Origin of the sequence: Arthrobacter sp. UC242_113 (assembly GCF_044054585.1) — a bacterium.
In the GTDB taxonomy this organism is placed as follows: domain Bacteria; phylum Actinomycetota; class Actinomycetes; order Actinomycetales; family Micrococcaceae; genus Arthrobacter.
In genome coordinates, this window is the sequence record NZ_CP171968.1 from 846,101 (window position 1) to 861,699 (window position 15,599).

16 protein-coding genes and 1 tRNA gene are annotated in these 15,599 nt (G+C 66.0%); 14 read left to right on the forward strand and 3 right to left on the reverse strand.

Going from position 1 to position 15,599, the window contains the following annotated elements:
- Positions 1-16 precede the first annotated feature (16 nt).
- Together ACHMXB_RS03815 and ACHMXB_RS03820 are read right to left on the reverse strand one after the other, a co-directional pair.
- Positions 17-730, reverse strand: a complete 714-nt coding sequence (locus ACHMXB_RS03815; RefSeq protein ID WP_395402912.1) for a response regulator — start codon at positions 728-730, stop codon at positions 17-19.
- Complete coding sequence (locus ACHMXB_RS03820; protein ID WP_395402914.1) at positions 727-2,463, reverse strand: ATP-binding protein; 1,737 nt, start codon at positions 2,461-2,463, stop codon at positions 727-729. Before ACHMXB_RS03820 ends, ACHMXB_RS03815 begins: the two co-directional genes overlap by 4 nt.
- A 140-nt stretch (positions 2,464-2,603) precedes the next feature.
- On the opposite strand from ACHMXB_RS03820, the gene ACHMXB_RS03825 reads away from it, so the two are divergent.
- The 10 genes from ACHMXB_RS03825 (at position 2,604) to ACHMXB_RS03870 (ending at position 12,195) form a co-directional block, all read left to right on the forward strand.
- Complete coding sequence (locus tag ACHMXB_RS03825) at positions 2,604-3,944, forward strand: cation:dicarboxylate symporter family transporter (protein ID WP_395402916.1); 1,341 nt, start codon at positions 2,604-2,606, stop codon at positions 3,942-3,944.
- 240 nt (positions 3,945-4,184) lie between these two features.
- Positions 4,185-5,084 carry a ParA family protein gene (locus ACHMXB_RS03830; RefSeq protein WP_102974002.1) on the forward strand — a complete coding sequence of 300 codons (900 nt, stop codon included), beginning with the start codon at positions 4,185-4,187 and terminating at the stop codon, positions 5,082-5,084.
- 5 nt (positions 5,085-5,089) lie between these two features.
- Positions 5,090-5,929: a segregation and condensation protein A gene (locus tag ACHMXB_RS03835; protein WP_395402918.1), complete on the forward strand. Its 840-nt coding sequence runs from the start codon at positions 5,090-5,092 to the stop codon at positions 5,927-5,929.
- On the forward strand, positions 5,926-6,555 hold the full coding sequence (locus tag ACHMXB_RS03840) for an SMC-Scp complex subunit ScpB (protein WP_395402920.1): 630 nt from the start codon (positions 5,926-5,928) through the stop codon (positions 6,553-6,555). The genes ACHMXB_RS03835 and ACHMXB_RS03840 overlap by 4 nt, the downstream gene beginning before the upstream one ends.
- 106 nt (positions 6,556-6,661) lie before the next feature.
- On the forward strand, positions 6,662-7,885 hold the full coding sequence (locus ACHMXB_RS03845) for a pseudouridine synthase (protein WP_395402922.1): 1,224 nt from the start codon (positions 6,662-6,664) through the stop codon (positions 7,883-7,885).
- Positions 7,886-7,888: 3 nt separating this feature from the next.
- Positions 7,889-8,998, forward strand: coding sequence for a prephenate dehydrogenase (locus tag ACHMXB_RS03850; RefSeq protein WP_395402924.1), 1,110 nt, complete (start codon positions 7,889-7,891; stop codon positions 8,996-8,998).
- Positions 8,998-9,711 (forward strand): (d)CMP kinase, encoded by a 714-nt coding sequence (gene cmk, locus ACHMXB_RS03855; protein WP_395402926.1) that lies wholly within the window; start codon positions 8,998-9,000, stop codon positions 9,709-9,711. Before ACHMXB_RS03850 ends, cmk begins: the two co-directional genes overlap by 1 nt.
- 28 nt (positions 9,712-9,739) lie before the next feature.
- On the forward strand, positions 9,740-10,423 hold the full coding sequence (locus ACHMXB_RS03860; RefSeq protein ID WP_395405113.1) for a lysophospholipid acyltransferase family protein: 684 nt from the start codon (positions 9,740-9,742) through the stop codon (positions 10,421-10,423).
- Positions 10,424-10,431: 8 nt separating this feature from the next.
- Positions 10,432-11,982, forward strand: a complete 1,551-nt coding sequence (gene der, locus ACHMXB_RS03865; RefSeq protein ID WP_395402928.1) for a ribosome biogenesis GTPase Der — start codon at positions 10,432-10,434, stop codon at positions 11,980-11,982.
- A 139-nt stretch (positions 11,983-12,121) separates the two neighbouring features.
- Positions 12,122-12,195 (forward strand) — tRNA-Pro (locus tag ACHMXB_RS03870).
- Between the two features lie 98 nt (positions 12,196-12,293).
- Here the strand turns inward: ACHMXB_RS03870 and ACHMXB_RS03875 are convergent.
- Positions 12,294-13,166 (reverse strand): Fpg/Nei family DNA glycosylase, encoded by an 873-nt coding sequence (locus ACHMXB_RS03875; protein WP_395402930.1) that lies wholly within the window; start codon positions 13,164-13,166, stop codon positions 12,294-12,296.
- A 153-nt stretch (positions 13,167-13,319) separates the two neighbouring features.
- On the opposite strand from ACHMXB_RS03875, the gene gcvH reads away from it, so the two are divergent.
- The 4 genes from gcvH (at position 13,320) to ACHMXB_RS03895 (ending at position 15,574) form a co-directional block, all read left to right on the forward strand.
- Positions 13,320-13,706 (forward strand): glycine cleavage system protein GcvH, encoded by a 387-nt coding sequence (gcvH, locus tag ACHMXB_RS03880; RefSeq protein WP_111903684.1) that lies wholly within the window; start codon positions 13,320-13,322, stop codon positions 13,704-13,706.
- 146 nt (positions 13,707-13,852) lie between these two features.
- Positions 13,853-14,329, forward strand: coding sequence for an FHA domain-containing protein (locus tag ACHMXB_RS03885; RefSeq protein WP_395402933.1), 477 nt, complete (start codon positions 13,853-13,855; stop codon positions 14,327-14,329).
- A 22-nt stretch (positions 14,330-14,351) separates the two neighbouring features.
- On the forward strand, positions 14,352-15,068 hold the full coding sequence (locus ACHMXB_RS03890) for a MerR family transcriptional regulator (RefSeq protein WP_043418625.1): 717 nt from the start codon (positions 14,352-14,354) through the stop codon (positions 15,066-15,068).
- Positions 15,068-15,574: a bifunctional nuclease family protein gene (locus ACHMXB_RS03895; protein ID WP_102973947.1), complete on the forward strand. Its 507-nt coding sequence runs from the start codon at positions 15,068-15,070 to the stop codon at positions 15,572-15,574. Before ACHMXB_RS03890 ends, ACHMXB_RS03895 begins: the two co-directional genes overlap by 1 nt.
- The last annotated feature ends 25 nt before the right edge of the window (positions 15,575-15,599 follow it).

Consider the following 15,599-nt stretch of genomic DNA (forward strand, 5'->3'; position numbering starts at 1 on the left):
CGGTGCCCGTTGATGATCAGGCGCGGGACCAGCGGTATTCGTTCTCAGGGCGGCCCGGAGCGCCGTACCGTGCCGTACGGGAGACCGTTCCGGCGTCGGCAAGGTACTCAAGGTAGCGCCGCGCGGTGACCCTCGACATCCCCAAGGCGGTCATGACTTCGGTGGCAGAGACGGCCCCGGGCTGTTCCTTCATGAAGTCGCGGACGGCGTCGAGGGTTGAAGGGGCCAGGCCCTTCGGCAGCGGCAGCTCGGACGGCGCCCGCAGGCTGGCGAAGGCCTGGTCCACATCGCTCTGCGATGCGGCTGCCTTCGCCGACCCCGCCGCCGGTCCCGCCAGCTGCTCACGGAACTGCCGGTAGCTCTCCAGCTTGTCCGCGAACGTCGCGTAGGTGAACGGCTTGATGAGGTACTGCACGACGCCGATGGAGACGGCGCTGCGGACAATCGCCAGTTCCCGGACGGCTGTGATTGCGATGATGTCGGCAAAGTGCCCGGCGGAGCGCATCCGCCGGGCGATGTCCAGGCCATGCAGGTCCGGCAGGTTCATGTCCAGCAGAACCAGCTCCACGGGGCTGCCGGCGGCAGAGAACTCGGTGAGCATCCGGAGCGCCGACTGGCCGTCCGGGGCCGTTCCCGCCAGCGTGAATCCGTCCACCCTGCCCACGTAGGCGGCGTGTGCCGCAGCCGCTACGGGCTCGTCCTCGACGACGAGGACTCGAATGTCTGTCACGCGTGCTCCTCCGGGGGGCTCGATGCGGCCGTGCTGGACGGGATTGTGCTCGACGGCGGTGTGCTTGGTGGAAAGGTGTCCGGGAACGAAGTGTCTGGGAGCAACGTGTCCGAAGCGATCGTGGCCGGAAGCGCGATGTGGAAGCGTGCCCCGCCGGTGCTCGAGTTGCTGATGCTCATGGTACCGGCCAGGCGCTGGACGGCCTGTTTCACCAGTGCCAGGCCGAGGCCCCGCCCGAAGGGCCCGGCCGTCTTGGTGCTGAAACCGTAGCGGAACACGTCCTCCACAGCTGCCGGGTCAATGCCTTTGCCTGAATCCTGCACGGTGATGTCCAGGCTCCCGCCTGCCGTGTCCACCAGCAGCTCCACCCGCCTCGGTGCGGGGGCCTCGGCGGCAGCGTCGATGGCGTTGTCCAGCAGATTGCCAAGGACCGTGACCAGGTCCTGTACGAGCAACTCTCCGCTGAGGGCAGGCCCGGACGCCTCAACCACCAACTCGACGCCGCGCTCGTGGGCCTCGGCTGCCTTGCCCATGACTAGTGCGCTCAGTACCGGCTCCTGGACTGAACCCACCACGTCGTCCGTCAGTTGCTGGCTCAGCTCCAGGTCCTTGGTGGCAAAGTCGAGCGCCTCATCAGTCCGGCCCAGCTCCAGCAGGGAAACCATGGTGTGCAGGCGGTTTGCGTGCTCGTGGGTCTGCGCACGGAGGGCGTCGGAAAGTGTCCGCATGCTCTCAAGCTCGGTGCCCAGGGACTCGATCTCCGTGCGGTCCCGGATGGTGGCAACGGTGCCGAACAGCGGGCCCCGCTGCCGTCCGCCGGAGGATCCTGGCCCCACTGCAGGCCGCTGGTTAACCACCAGCACTCCGTCTCGGGTGAGGTGGATTTCGTCGTGGGCGGTGCGCCCCGATTCGAAGAGTTCCTTCAGGCTGGGGGCCAGGGGCAGCTCGGCGAGCAACGGCGTGGCCGCGTGGTCGTCCTCTGCTTCCCGCGGCTCCAGCCCCAGCAGTTCGGCCGCCTGGTCGTTGTAGATGACCACCCTTCCGGCCCGGTCAATCAGGACAACGCCTTCCCGGACCGAGTGCAGCACCGATTCGTAGTAGGCGAAGAGCTGGGCCAGCTGCTCGGGACCCCACCCCCTGGTCACGCGCCGCAGGTAGCGGCCGAGGAACCACGACGCGAGCGATCCGCCCGCGAGCAGGGAGCCGGAGACGGCCAGCAGCGCCGGCAGCCTGCCGGACACAGCCACGTCCACCGTATTGACGGTGACCCCGGCCGCCACCAGTGCGCGGACCGCGCCGCGGGCGTCCTTCACCGGGGCGATCGTCCGCACCGACGGACCCAGCGTTCCTGCGGTGATCTCGGTGAACACGCGGCCCTGCAGGGCCTCCTGGATCGAACCGATGTAGGGGCGGCCCAGCTCCTCGTCCAGCGGGTGCGTCCACCGCGTCCGGTCCGGCGCCATGATGGTGATGAAATCGGCTCCGGAATCGGCCATCACTTTCAGCGCGTACGGCTGCAGCTGCGCCGAGGGGTTTCCGGAGCCGGCGGCCTGCAAAACCAGCGGGTTATCGGCGATGGACGTAGCGAGGGCGCCCATCCGGCGGCCGGCCTCCTCGTAGGCATGGTCCCTGGCGTCTACAAAGACCGCCGTCCCGACGATGGCCGTGAGGGCCAGCATGAACAGCAGGTTCGCCACGAACAGCCGCCTCGCGATGCTCCAGCGGTGGATCATCAACACCTCCCATGACCAATATGAACGCAACGGTGAGCCAAGTCACTCTGTGGCGAATGATGGAAATCACAAAGGACCGACGCACGGAGCCCAGAGATTGTGCCGAAGCGTCTTCCAGATTATCCATAAGGAGAGACAAGATGGCTTCTCAACGAGGAGAGTCGGCAGCGCCGGCTAAAGCCGAGCGTAAGGGACTCGACAAGTCCCATTACCTGTACATCGCGGTTATCGCAGCCGTCATCCTCGGCGCTCTGGTGGGACTGCTGTTCCCCGAGGTCGGAAAATCACTCAAGCCCCTCGGTGACGGCTTCATCAAGCTGATCAAGATGATGATCGCCCCGGTCATTTTCTGCACCATCGTGCTGGGCATCGGCTCCATCGCCAAGGCGGCCACCGTTGGTAAGGTCGGCGGCCTGGCACTCGGCTACTTTGTCGTAATGTCCACCTTCGCGCTGGCGATCGGCCTCGTCGTCGGCAACATCATCCACCCGGGCGAAGGCCTGAAGCTCACGCCGTACGACCCCAACAAAAAGGCGGCCACGGACAGCACGGTGGACTTCCTGCTGGGCATCATCCCCGGCGACGTTCCGGTGCTTCCCACCCTGCTCGCTGCCATCCTCGTCGGCTTCGCGCTGCAGAAGATGGGCCCGTCGGGCGCGCCGATCCTGAAGGCCATCGGCCACGGCCAGGCCCTGGTCTTCCGCATCCTGATCATGATCATGTGGCTTGCCCCGGTGGGCGCCTTCGGTGCCATCGCCGCCGTGGTCGGCGCCACCGGCTTCCAGGCCATCGTGAGCATGTTCACCCTGATGATCGCGTTCTACATAACCTGTGCGCTGTTCATCGTCGTCATCCTCGGCGGCCTGCTGCAGGTTGTCACCGGCGTGAACATCTTCAAGCTGATGAAGTACCTGGCCCGCGAATACCTGCTGATCTTCTCGACGTCGTCCTCCGAGGCCGCACTGCCCCGCCTCATCGCCAAGATGGAGCACCTGGGCGTCTCCAAGCCTGTTGTCGGCGTGACGGTTCCCACCGGTTACTCCTTCAACCTGGACGGCACGGCCATCTACCTGACCATGGCGTCGCTCTTCGTGGCCAACGCGATGGGCACCCCGCTGGACCTCGGCGCGCAGATCTCCCTGCTGATCTTCATGATCATTGCCTCCAAGGGTGCGGCCGGCGTCACCGGCGCCGGACTGGCCACGCTTGCTGCCGGACTGCAGGCTCACCGGCCCGAGCTCCTGGGCGGCGTCGGCATGATCGTCGGCATCGACCGCTTCATGTCCGAGGCCCGTGCACTGACCAACTTCACCGGCAATGCCGTCGCCACCCTGCTGGTCGGCACCTGGGTCAAGGAGGTCGACGGCGAACAGGTCAACCGCGTGCTGTCCGGCGAGGAACCGTTCGACGAACAGACCATGGTGGCGCACCACCACGGCGCGGTGGAAGCCCCCGCAGCCGCCATGCCGGCCAAGGCCTAGGGTCCAACGCCAGTACAGCCAGAATGAAACCGCCCGCACAGGCCCCTGCCTGTGCGGGCGGTTTCATTGCCGCGCAAAAGGCCAACCTTCGACCTCAAGTATAAGGTAAAGGCTCAAGCGCCATCAAAAGTCAAGGTCCACGGAATGCCGTGTCGGGCGCTGTAGCCTTGGGGTGGAAGAAGCAGGGGCGCTGGAAGACAGCGGCAGAAAATCACCGTCATCGAAAGTGTGGATAGATACGTGAGCAGCGAACAGGGTTCAGCAACTCTGGAAGGCACGGAACTCGACCTGGAAGACGCCGTCATGGGTCCCACAGGCCGTCCCCACCGCGAATTTCCGGAGCCCGCGCCGCTGTCCTCCCATGGACCGGCCCGCGTCATAGCCATGGTTAACCAGAAGGGCGGGGTGGGCAAGACCACCTCCACCATCAACCTTGCCGCAGCGCTCGCCGAATACGGCCGCCGCGTGCTCTTGGTGGACTTCGACCCGCAGGGTGCGCTGTCCGCCGGACTCGGCGTCAACCCCCACGAACTCGATCTGACCGTCTACAACGTCCTGATGGACCGCAAGATCGACATCCGCGAAGCCATCCACCAGACCGGCGTGGAGAACGTGGACCTGCTACCGGCCAACATCGACCTCTCGGCGGCGGAAGTCCAGCTGGTCAACGAGGTGGCCCGAGAGCAGGTCCTCGACCGGGCGCTGAAGAAGGTCGAGGACGACTACGACGTCGTGCTCATCGACTGCCAGCCTTCCCTCGGACTGCTTACCGTCAACGCCCTGACCGCGGCCCACGGCGTGATCATTCCGCTGATCTGCGAATTCTTTGCCCTGCGCGCCGTGGCACTGCTGGTCGAAACAATCGACAAGGTCCAGGACCGCCTCAACCCGCGGCTGCAGGTGGACGGCGTACTGGCCACGATGTACGACGCCCGCACGCTGCACAGCCGCGAGGTCATCAGCCGGCTGGTGGAGGCCTTCGGGGACAAGGTCTTCGAAACCGTCATCAAGCGTTCCATCAAGTTCGCCGACGCCACCGTCGCTGCCGAGCCCATCACCAGCTATGCCGGAAACCATGTGGGTGCCGATGCCTACCGCCGCCTCGCCAAGGAACTGATTTCGCGCGGCGGCGCGCCCTAGCCCGGATGACCGCAGAGCCGGCAACGCCCGCCGCCGAGGCCAGGCGGTCCGGCTTCGAAGTACGGCTGGCCAACTTCAGCGGCCCCTTCGACCTCCTGCTGGGACTGATCTCCAAACACCAGCTGGACATCACCGAGGTGGCGCTTGCCACGGTCACCGACGAGTTCATCCGGTACATCCGGAACCTCCAGGAGCTGGGGGAGGAGTGGGCCCTTGACGAAGCCAGTGAGTTCCTCGTTATCGCGGCCACGCTGCTGGACCTGAAGGCAGCGCGCCTGCTGCCCGCCGGTGAAGTGGAGGACGACGACGACATCGCCCTTCTCGAGGCACGCGACCTGCTCTTCGCCCGGCTGCTGCAGTACAAGGCCTTCAAGAAGGTTGCCGCGCTGATGGACGCCACCCTGGAACTGGAGTCCCGGCGCTATCCGCGCCAGGTGGCGCTCGAGGAACACTTCGCAGCGATGCTGCCGGAGCTCGTCTGGAAGCACAGCCCCGCACAGTTCGCGGCACTGGCCGAGGCAGCGCTCAAGCCAAAGGAGCCCGCGCCGACGGAGGTCGGAGTGGCCCACCTGCACGGCAGCACGGTCAGCGTCAAGGAACAGGCTGAACTCATCGGCCTGCGGCTGCAGGATGGCCGGCCCTTGACGTTCCGTGCACTGATAGCCGACGCCGAATCCACGCTGGTTGTGGTGGCACGCTTCCTGGCTCTGCTGGAGCTGTTCAGGGACCAGGTGGTGGCCTTCGACCAAGTGGCGCCGCTGGGCGACCTGACTGTGCGCTGGACGGCAGACGGCACCGGTTGGACAGGGGAGCACCTGAGCGAGGAATACGAGGAGCAGCAATGACGGATCCAGTTGCAGGCCGGGAACGCGCCGCGCTTGAGGCGGTGCTGATGGTGCTCGACGAGCCCGCCTCTGCCGCCGACCTTGCCGCCGGGCTGAACCTGACGCTGGCTGCCGTAGAGGAGCTGCTGCTGGATCTGCAGCGCGACTATGACGGCTATACTGTTAAAGCCCCGGATTTGGAAACTGGCAGTAATGGACCTAAGCATGACGTCGCTTCCAGCCCCCGGGGTTTTGAATTGCGGAATGTCGCCGGTGGCTGGCGCATCTACTCACGGGCTGAATTCGCCGACGTCGTCGGTGCTTTCGTCCTGGAGGGGCAGACGGCCAGGCTGACCCAGGCGGCGCTCGAGACACTTGCCGTCATCGCTTACCGGCAGCCGGTATCCAGGGCAAGGGTGTCTGCAATTCGGGGAGTCAACGTTGACTCTGTTGTGCGGACGCTGACCCAGCGCGGCTTGATCGAGGATGGCGGAACAGATCCGGAATCGGGCGCTGTCCTGTACCGCACGACGTCGTATTTCCTTGAACGCATGGGAATCGGCTCGGTGGCTGAGTTGCCTCAGCTTTCACCGCACCTTCCGGGGCTTGAAGGAATTGAAGAGTTCTACGACGCCGGAAGAATGTAGGCGGCATGCCTGCGAAGCAGTTTTTACCAGGGCAGATTTAATCTGCACGGCTGGCTAGTGTTGTCTCTGGACAACCTTTGCCGGTCAAAATCACAGAGGACGGGTCATGACACAGGCGGGACGCCAGGGTTCACCACGTAACAGCTCCGGACGTAAAGGTCCGGAGCGCAACGCTCCACGGGGCGCGGCACAAGGCCGCGGCGCAGGTGCAGGCGCCGGGAAGCGCGACTTCCCCAAGGGCGGCGACCGCCCCTTCGGCGACCGCACTTTCAAGGCCAAACCCCGCGAGGAGCGCTTCGTCGACCCCGACGAGGCACCCGCCGGCCGGAAGCCCGCCGGTGACTGGAAGGGGGGCGCCAAGGCCCCCGCAGCCAGGACAGGGGCACCGAAGACCGGCGCACGCAGGGCAGACGCCCGGAAGCCCGGCGCGAACAGGGCCCCCGGCACCCCGGGCGCACTGAAGCCCAAGTCGGGCGCCCCCAAGGCCGCCGGTCCGCGCGCCTTCGGCAGCGAACGCTTCGGCCAGAACCTGGGGCCGGTCCGCCGGCCCTCCCGCACGCGGGGTCCGCGCGCCGAGGTGCCGCAGTCCGAGGTCCACGACGCCGACGGCGTCCGCCTGCAGAAGGTCATGGCCTCCGCCGGCGTCGCCTCCCGCCGCGTTTGCGAAGAGATGATCGCCGAGGGCCGCGTTGAGGTCGACGGCAAGGTCGTCACCGAGCTCGGTGTACGCGTCGATCCCAAGACCGCCGTCATCCACGTGGACGGCCTGCGCATCCAGCTCGATGACACGCTGGTCTACATGGTGTTCAACAAGCCCAAGGGCGTGGTGTCCACCATGGAGGACCCCGAAGGCCGGCCGTGCATCAGCGACTACATCCGCAACAACCAGGGCGAACGGCTCTTCCACGTCGGACGCCTTGACGTCGCCACCGAGGGCCTGCTGCTGCTGACCAACGACGGCGAGCTGGCCAACCGGCTCACCCACCCGTCCTACGAGGTCCCCAAGACCTACCTGGTCCAAGTCCGCGGGCCGTTCCCGCAGGGTATCGGCGCGCAGCTCAAGGACGGCATCGAACTCGAGGACGGCTTCGCCTCGGTCGACTCCTTCCGCCTGGTCGACTCGACACCGGGCCATGTCCTGATTGAAGTGGTGCTGCACTCCGGCAAGAACCGCATTGTCCGGCGCCTGTTCGACGCCGTCGGCTTCCCGGTATTGCGCCTGGTGCGCGTCAAGGTCGGCCCCATCGGCCTCGGCGATCAGCGCCAGGGAAGCATCCGCAACCTCGGCAAGCAGGAAGTCGGCCACCTGCTGGCATCCGTGGGGCTGTAAGGGATGTCGGCTTTCCGTACGCACGGCCGCGGACACCTTAATGGCCCGGTCGTCGTTATCGGCACGGGCCTGCTCGGCACCAGCATCGGCCTTGGCCTGCGCGGCCGCGGCGTTGCCGTGTACCTGTCCGATCCGTCGCCGACCAACCAGGCAGTCGCCGTCGACATCGGCGCAGGCGTCCCGTTGGCTGCCATGGGTGACGAACGTCCTGAACTCGTTGTCGTCGCGTCGCCGCCGGACGTGACCGCGGACGTTGTGGAACGTGCGCTGGCAGACTACCCGGACGCCACCGTCGTCGACATCGCCAGCGTCAAGGCAGCGATCCTGCATGACCTGCGGGGCCGCGGCGCGGACCTCAGCCGCTATGTGGGTACCCATCCCATGGCAGGTCGCGAGAAGTCCGGGCCCGTTGCCGCGCGGGGCGAGCTTTTCACCTCCATGCCGTGGGTCATGTGCCCGACGGAGGAATCCTCGGCCGGGGCGCTCCAGGCTGCGCGGGCGCTGGCCACCGACCTGGGTGGCCTCGTTTCGCAGTTCACGGCCGAGGAACATGACGGGGCCGTGGCCCTGGTCTCCCACCTGCCGCAGGTGATGTCCTCGCTGCTGGCCAGCCGGCTGCAGGACACCCCGATGCATGCCCTTTCCCTCGCCGGAAACGGGCTCCGCGACACCACCCGCATCGCCGCCAGCGACCCCACGCTATGGGTCCAGATCCTGGGAGCGAATGCCCGAAAGGTGGTGGAGATCCTTTACGGTGTGCGCGAAGACCTCAACCGGCTGATCGGGACGCTGGAAGACCCCGCGGCCGCAGGGGCCCGTCTTGACCTGGCCCAGCTGATGAGCGAAGGCAATGCCGGGCAGGCCAGGATTCCGGGTAAGCACGGCGGACCTCCGCAGGCCTATTCCTGGCTCACAGTCCTTGTCGATGACCGGCCCGGCCAGATCGCCGGGCTGCTGACCGAGATCGGTGAGATTGGCGTCAACCTCGAAGACCTCCGGCTGGACCACTCCTCCGGACAGAACGTGGGCATGGTGGAGCTCTCGGTGCTGCCGAGCGCGCATGACCTACTTGTAGAAGCACTAAGCGACCGTGGATGGCGGGTACTTCAGTAATGACACAGGAACTGATCGACACTTTGCCTGCCCTCCGGCTGGGCCGTCCGCTGGTTGTGGCCATCGACGGGCCATCAGGCTCGGGGAAGTCCAGCGTCAGCAAGGAAGTGGCACGCCGCCTGAACCTCGCCTACCTGGACACCGGTGCCATGTACCGGGCCCTCACCTGGTACTGCCTTGACCGCGGAACGGACCTCGCCGACGCCACTGCCGTTGAACTGGCAGCCGAAGAACTGCCGCTGGACATCAGCACCAGCCCGCACACCGAATTTGTTCGGGTGGGCGGCGCCGACGTCACCGACGCCATCAGGGAACCGGGCATCTCCTCGGCTGTCAGCGCCGTCGCCACCACGCTCGGTGCCCGGACCGAACTCATCCGGCGCCAGCGCGCCCTGATCGAAAAGCACAACCGCCGCATGGTGGTGGAGGGCCGGGACATCACCACCGTCGTCGTGCCCGGTGCACAGGTGCGCATGCTCCTGACCGCCAGCGAGGAAGCCCGGCTCCGCCGCCGCGGTATCCAGCTCGGCGGAACGCAAAGCGCCGAGCAACTGGCCGCCCAGGTGACCCAGCGGGACGCGAAGGACTCCACCGTGGTGAACTTCACCCAAGCGGCGGACGGCGTGGTGACGCTGGATTCGTCCGACCTGGATTTCGAGGAAACCGTGGTTGCGGCGCTGCGCATCGTCACCAAGGTCATCAACCATGAGTGATTCCGCCACTGTTCCGGGTGCGTGGACCATGACGTGGAGCCGGCCCGTCGGCCGGTTCCTGAACAACGCCGTCTACCGCACATCCGTAACCGGGCGCTCCAACGTTCCGGCCTCGGGGCCGGTGATTTTCGCAGGCAACCACGTCAGCTTCCTCGACGGACCCGTCATGTTCGGCGCCTCGCCCCGTCCTATGCACATCCTCGTTAAAAAGGAGATGTTCAAGGGCTTCCTCGGCCGTGCGCTGAGGGCCTCGGGCCAGCTTCCGGTTGACCGTGCGGGGGACCGCTCGGTCCTGCAGCTCAGCAAGGACGTGCTCGACGCCGGGCGCTGCATCGGGATCCTGCCCGAGGGGACCCGGGGGAGCGGCACGGCAACCGGCATCAGCAACGGGGTGGCATGGCTCGCCCTGAATTCGGACGCCGTTGTGGTGCCCGTGGCCATCCTGGGCACACGGCAGGGCGGCGAACACCTCGACAGCATCCCGAAACCCGGCCGCAGGCTGCACGTCAGCTTTGGCCAGCCCCTCGCGCTCGGCCGGAAACCGGGTGAAACCGGGCGTGCTTCAATGGACAGGGCGGCTACGGAAATCCGGGACACTCTGGCCGCGCACGTCCGGAACACCGTCCGGCACAGCGGGATGCCTTTGCCCTCCGCGGATCATCCGCACCAACGTTCCACCGCAGTAGCCGGACCGCCGGCAGACCACCATTAAGGAAAGCAATGAGCGATACGACTCAAACTTCCGGCCACTCCGGCGCCGGCGAAGACGAATACACGCCCACCGGCACAGACCAGGTGGCTGAACATCTGGCGGCCATGGACGACGACGAGGCGGAGCTTCGCGCCGCTTCCCTTCGCGCCGGACTGGATGACTACGAACTCGACGAAGAAGACGCCGCGCTCCTCAGCGGCCTGCACGACGAGGACGATCTCGAGGGCCCGCTCAAGCTGGACCCCGTGCTCGCCATCATCGGCCGCCCTAACGTCGGCAAGTCCACCCTCGTCAACCGCATCCTGGGCCGCCGCGAAGCGGTTGTGGAGGACACCCCGGGCGTGACGCGCGACCGTGTGATGTACTCGGCGAACTGGAACGGGCGGAACTTCACGCTAGTGGACACCGGCGGCTGGGAACACGATGCCCGCGGCATCCATGCCCGGGTGGCGGAGCAGGCCGAAATGGCAGTGGAGCTGGCTGACGCAGTGCTGTTCGTCGTCGACTCGGCAGTGGGCGCAACCGCCACCGACGAGGCCGTGGTGAAAATGCTCCGGCGGAGCAAGAAGCCTGTCATCCTTGTGGCCAACAAGGTGGACGACTTTGTCCAGGAAGCCGACTCCGCAGTCCTGTGGGGCCTGGGCTTCGGCGAGCCGTACCCCGTCTCCGCGCTGCACGGCCGCGGCGTCGCCGACCTGCTGGACCACGTCATGGACACCCTGCCGGAGTTTTCCACCGTTGAGGGCGTCGAACGCTCCGGCGGCCCGCGCCGGATCGCCCTGATCGGACGCCCCAACGTCGGCAAGTCCTCCCTCCTGAACAAGCTTGCCGGCTCCGAGCGAGTGGTGGTGGACAACACTGCCGGCACCACCCGCGACCCGGTCGATGAATTCATCGAGCTCGGCGGCCAGACCTGGCGTTTCGTGGATACCGCCGGCATCCGCCGGCGCCAGCACATGGCGCAGGGTGCCGACTTCTATGCCTCGCTCCGGACCCAGAGTGCACTGGAAAAGGCGGAGGTCGCCGTCGTTCTTCTTGCTGTTGATGAGGTGCTCAGCGAGCAGGACGTCCGCATCCTGCAGCTGGCCATTGAGTCGGGGCGTGCCCTGGTGCTCGCTTTCAACAAGTGGGACCTTCTGGACGACGAACGGCGCCGTTATCTGGAACGCGAAATCGAGCAGGACCTGGCGCACGTGGAGTGGGCGCCGCGCGTCAACATCTCCGCCAAGACGGGCTGGCACAAGGACCGCCTGGTGCCGGCGCTGGAGCTGGCGCTGGAAAACTGGGACAGGCGCATTCCGACCGGACGGCTCAACGCTTTCCTGGGCGAGCTCGTGGCGGCGCACCCGCACCCGGTCCGCGGCGGCAAGCAGCCCCGCATCCTGTTCGGCACGCAGGCCTCCAGCCGGCCGCCGAAGTTCGTCCTGTTCACCACGGGGTTCCTGGACCCGGGCTACCGCCGGTTCATCACCCGTCGCCTGCGGGAAACCTTCGGCTTCGAGGGCACGCCCATCGAAGTCAGCATGCGGGTTCGCGAAAAGCGCGGCAAGAAGCGTTAATTACGACACACCGGGCGGCGAATACCGGAAAGTGTCACTGGCACCCGCCGGAATCGTGTAAGCTCTTCTAGGTGGTTCGGCCGGACTGCTTAGATGAAATTCTTCGGAAGATTCATCTGGCGGAGAACGGCGGAACTGACGGGCTGTAGCGCAGCTTGGTAGCGCACTTGACTGGGGGTCAAGGGGTCGCAGGTTCAAATCCTGTCAGCCCGACCGCATGAAAACCCCGCCAACCCAACAGGGTTGGCGGGGTTTTTTTGTTGCCCGTTCGACGGCGGCACGTGGTTGAGCTGCCGGCGCTACTCGAGGACCTACTTGAGGAAGCGCGACGTTCTGCGGTCGGCCAGGATCTTGCCGTTGGTCTGGCAGGTGGGGCAATACTGCAGGGCAGTATCCGCGAAGGACACCTCCCGGACCGTGTCCCCGCATACCGGGCAGGGCTGGCCGGCGCGGCCATGCACATTCATGCCGCTCCGTTTCGCATCCTTGAGGTCCGCGGGCGCCTTTCCCTGGGCCTGGGTTACTGCCGCTCCCAGGACGGTGTGCATGGCGTCGAACAGGATCCCGACCTTCGCCGGCTCCAGGGAATTGGCCATGGCGAACGGGGAAATCTTCGCGGCGTGCAGGATTTCGTCGCTGTACGCGTTTCCGATGCCGGCAATGACACTCTGGCTCCGCAGCACCCCCTTGATCTGGTGCGCGTGCCCGGCAAGGATCTCGGCGAACACTTCCCGGCTGAAGGCCGGGGCGAACGGATCCGGCCCGAGGTCTGCGATGCCGGGAACGTCGGCGGGCTTTGACACCACGTAGATTGCCAGGCCCTTCTTGGTGCCGGCCTCGGTCAGGTCGATGCCCACCTTCCCGCCGTCGCCGCCCGTCAGGTGCAGCCGGGCCGCGATGGGACCCTTGCCGGGCCGGAGCGGATCGGGCGAGGGTTTTTCGGTGTATCGGACCCAGCCGGCCCTGGCAAGATGAAAGACGAGATACAGGCCATCCGCGTCGATGCTGACGAACTTCCCGAAACGCTCCACTCCGGTGATAACCCGGCCCGCCAGCGCCGTGTAGGGCGGATCGGCCGTCTTGAGGACCGCCACCGACAGAACCTGCATCTTCTCCAGCACCGCGCCGCGCAGCCGTGTGTCGAGGAACGTGCTCAGTGCGGCCACCTCGGGTAGTTCCGGCATGGCACCACTTTGCCACACGGGATGCCGGATTGGGGGGTCCCCGCAGGCATAATGGCTCATCCGGCGGCCAGTGAGTTGTGCATATACTTTCAACCGGTGGCTGTTCCCTACGCCTCCGTTGACATTGGTGATTGACCCGATGAAAGGCCCCTGATGAGCAACATTCCCTCTGATCTGTCCTACACCGCCGAACACGAATGGGTGACCGCACCGAACGCCGATGGTGTTGTCCGCGTGGGGATCACCGACTTCGCACAGGACGCCCTCGGGGATGTCGTCTACGCCCAGATGCCCGAAGTCGGCACCACTGTTAAGGCAAACGACGTCGTCGGCGAGGTTGAGTCCACGAAGAGCGTCAGCGACATTTATGCGCCTGTCTCCGGCGAGATCGTGGCCCGCAACGAAGCACTCGACGGCGATTCCGCCCTCATTAACTCCGATCCGTACGGGGACGGCTGGCTGATTGAAGTCAAGCTGGCCGAACCTGATGCAGTGGATTCCCTGCTCAGTGCATCGGAGTACGAACAACAGGTAGGCTAAAGCTAACCGGTCCCGCTGTCCGGCCACCGGAGTCCAGCCATGGAGTCCTGCGGCCGGACGGCGGGCGGCAAATCGGAGCTGCCCGGCAGTTCCGGACGGTACGCGTTGATTGCAGGGGGACATCTGCAACGAAAGAGGAGGAATCCATGGTTGGCGGCGAACAGAACCACACCAGCGGCGATTACGGCACAGGTGCGGGCAGGGCCTCGGAAACCACCTCGATCAACCTCACTCCGGTTCATGAAGAGCCGACGATCGTACCCAAGCTCTCCCCGGAGGAACGCTCTGCCGTCGAGGCACTGCCCTCCGGCTCGGCCCTGCTCGTGGCCCACAGCGGGCCGAACTCGGGTGCCCGTTTCCTCCTTGACTCCGATGTCACCACGGCCGGGCGGCACCCGGATGCTGATATTTTCCTCGACGACGTGACGGTCTCCCGCCGCCACGTCGAGTTCCGGCGCACACCGCGGAGCTTCGAGGTGGTGGACACCGGAAGCCTGAACGGCACCTACGTCAACCATGACCGCGTGGACAGCGTGGAACTGAGGTCCGGAAACGAAGTCCAGATTGGCAAGTTCCGCCTCACCTTCTACTTGAGCCCTGCCCGCGCAGCAGGACGCGTCTGATACGGAGCGGCTGCCTGTGGCAATGGCACAACCGGAGCGCCGGGGACCACTGGTCCTGAACATCGGGGAAGTGCTCGCTCAGTTGAGCGACGACTTTCCGAGCATGACGGCGTCGAAAATCAGGTTCCTTGAGGAAAAAGGGCTCATCAATCCCCGGCGTACACCCGCGGGCTACCGGCAGTACTCGGACAGCGACGTCGAACGGCTGCGCTTCGTCCTGTCGCTTCAGCGCGACCAGTATTTGCCGCTCAAGGTCATCAAGGACTACCTCGACGCCATCGACCGTGGCGAGCGGCCGGAGAACCTCCCGCCCGGGGTCACCGTGTCCCCGCGGATCGTCTCGGACGAGCTCGCCGCGGAACTGCAGAACAAGGCGCGCAGGCTCAGCGAGGAGCAGTTGCGCGCGGAGTCGGGGGCCAGCGTGCCGCTTCTGCAGTCCCTCCTCAGCTTCGGCCTTATCGGGCACACCGACGGCAAATTCGACGAGCACGCACTCCAGGTGGCGCGCGCCTGCGTCCAGCTGGAGAGCCACGGCCTGGAGCCCCGGCACCTCCGCCCCTTCCAGGCTGCCGCGGAGCGCGAGTTCGGACTCGTGGAACGCGCTGTGGCCACGCTGACCTCGCGCAGGGACGCTGCGTCCCAGGCCCGCGCGGCGGAAGCCGCCAGAGAAATCAGCGACCTCTGCCTCACCCTGCACCGGGCCCTTGTCCAGGACCGTATCTCGCGGATGGAAATCTGATGATCGAAGTCGAGATTGTGGGCGTCCGCATCGAATTGCCCTCAAACCAGCCCCTGGTCCTGCTCCGCGAGATGCACGGGGAACGGCACGTGCCTATCTGGATCGGGACGCCCGAGGCAAGCGCCATCGCGCTGGCACAGCAGGGCGTCGTGCCGCCACGGCCCATGACCCACGACCTGCTCGTGGACGTGGTGGAGACGCTTGGCCATTCCGTGGTCAGCGTGAACATTGTGGCCGTGGAGGACAACATCTTTTACGGCCAGCTCCAGTTCGACAACGGGGCCACTGTGAGCTCCAGGGCATCCGACGCCCTGGCCATCGCGCTGCGCGCCAAATGCCGGATCTGGTGCGCTGACTCCGTCATGGACGAGGCCGGCGTGCGAATCACCGAGCACGACGAGGGCGAGGACACGGAACCCGGCCCTCCCACCGTGGAGGAAGAGCGCGAGCTGCGAAGGTTCCGGGAGTTCCTTGACGACGTCGAGCCCGAGGATTTCGACGGCTAAGGTCACGTTAAGGTTAAAGTTAAGG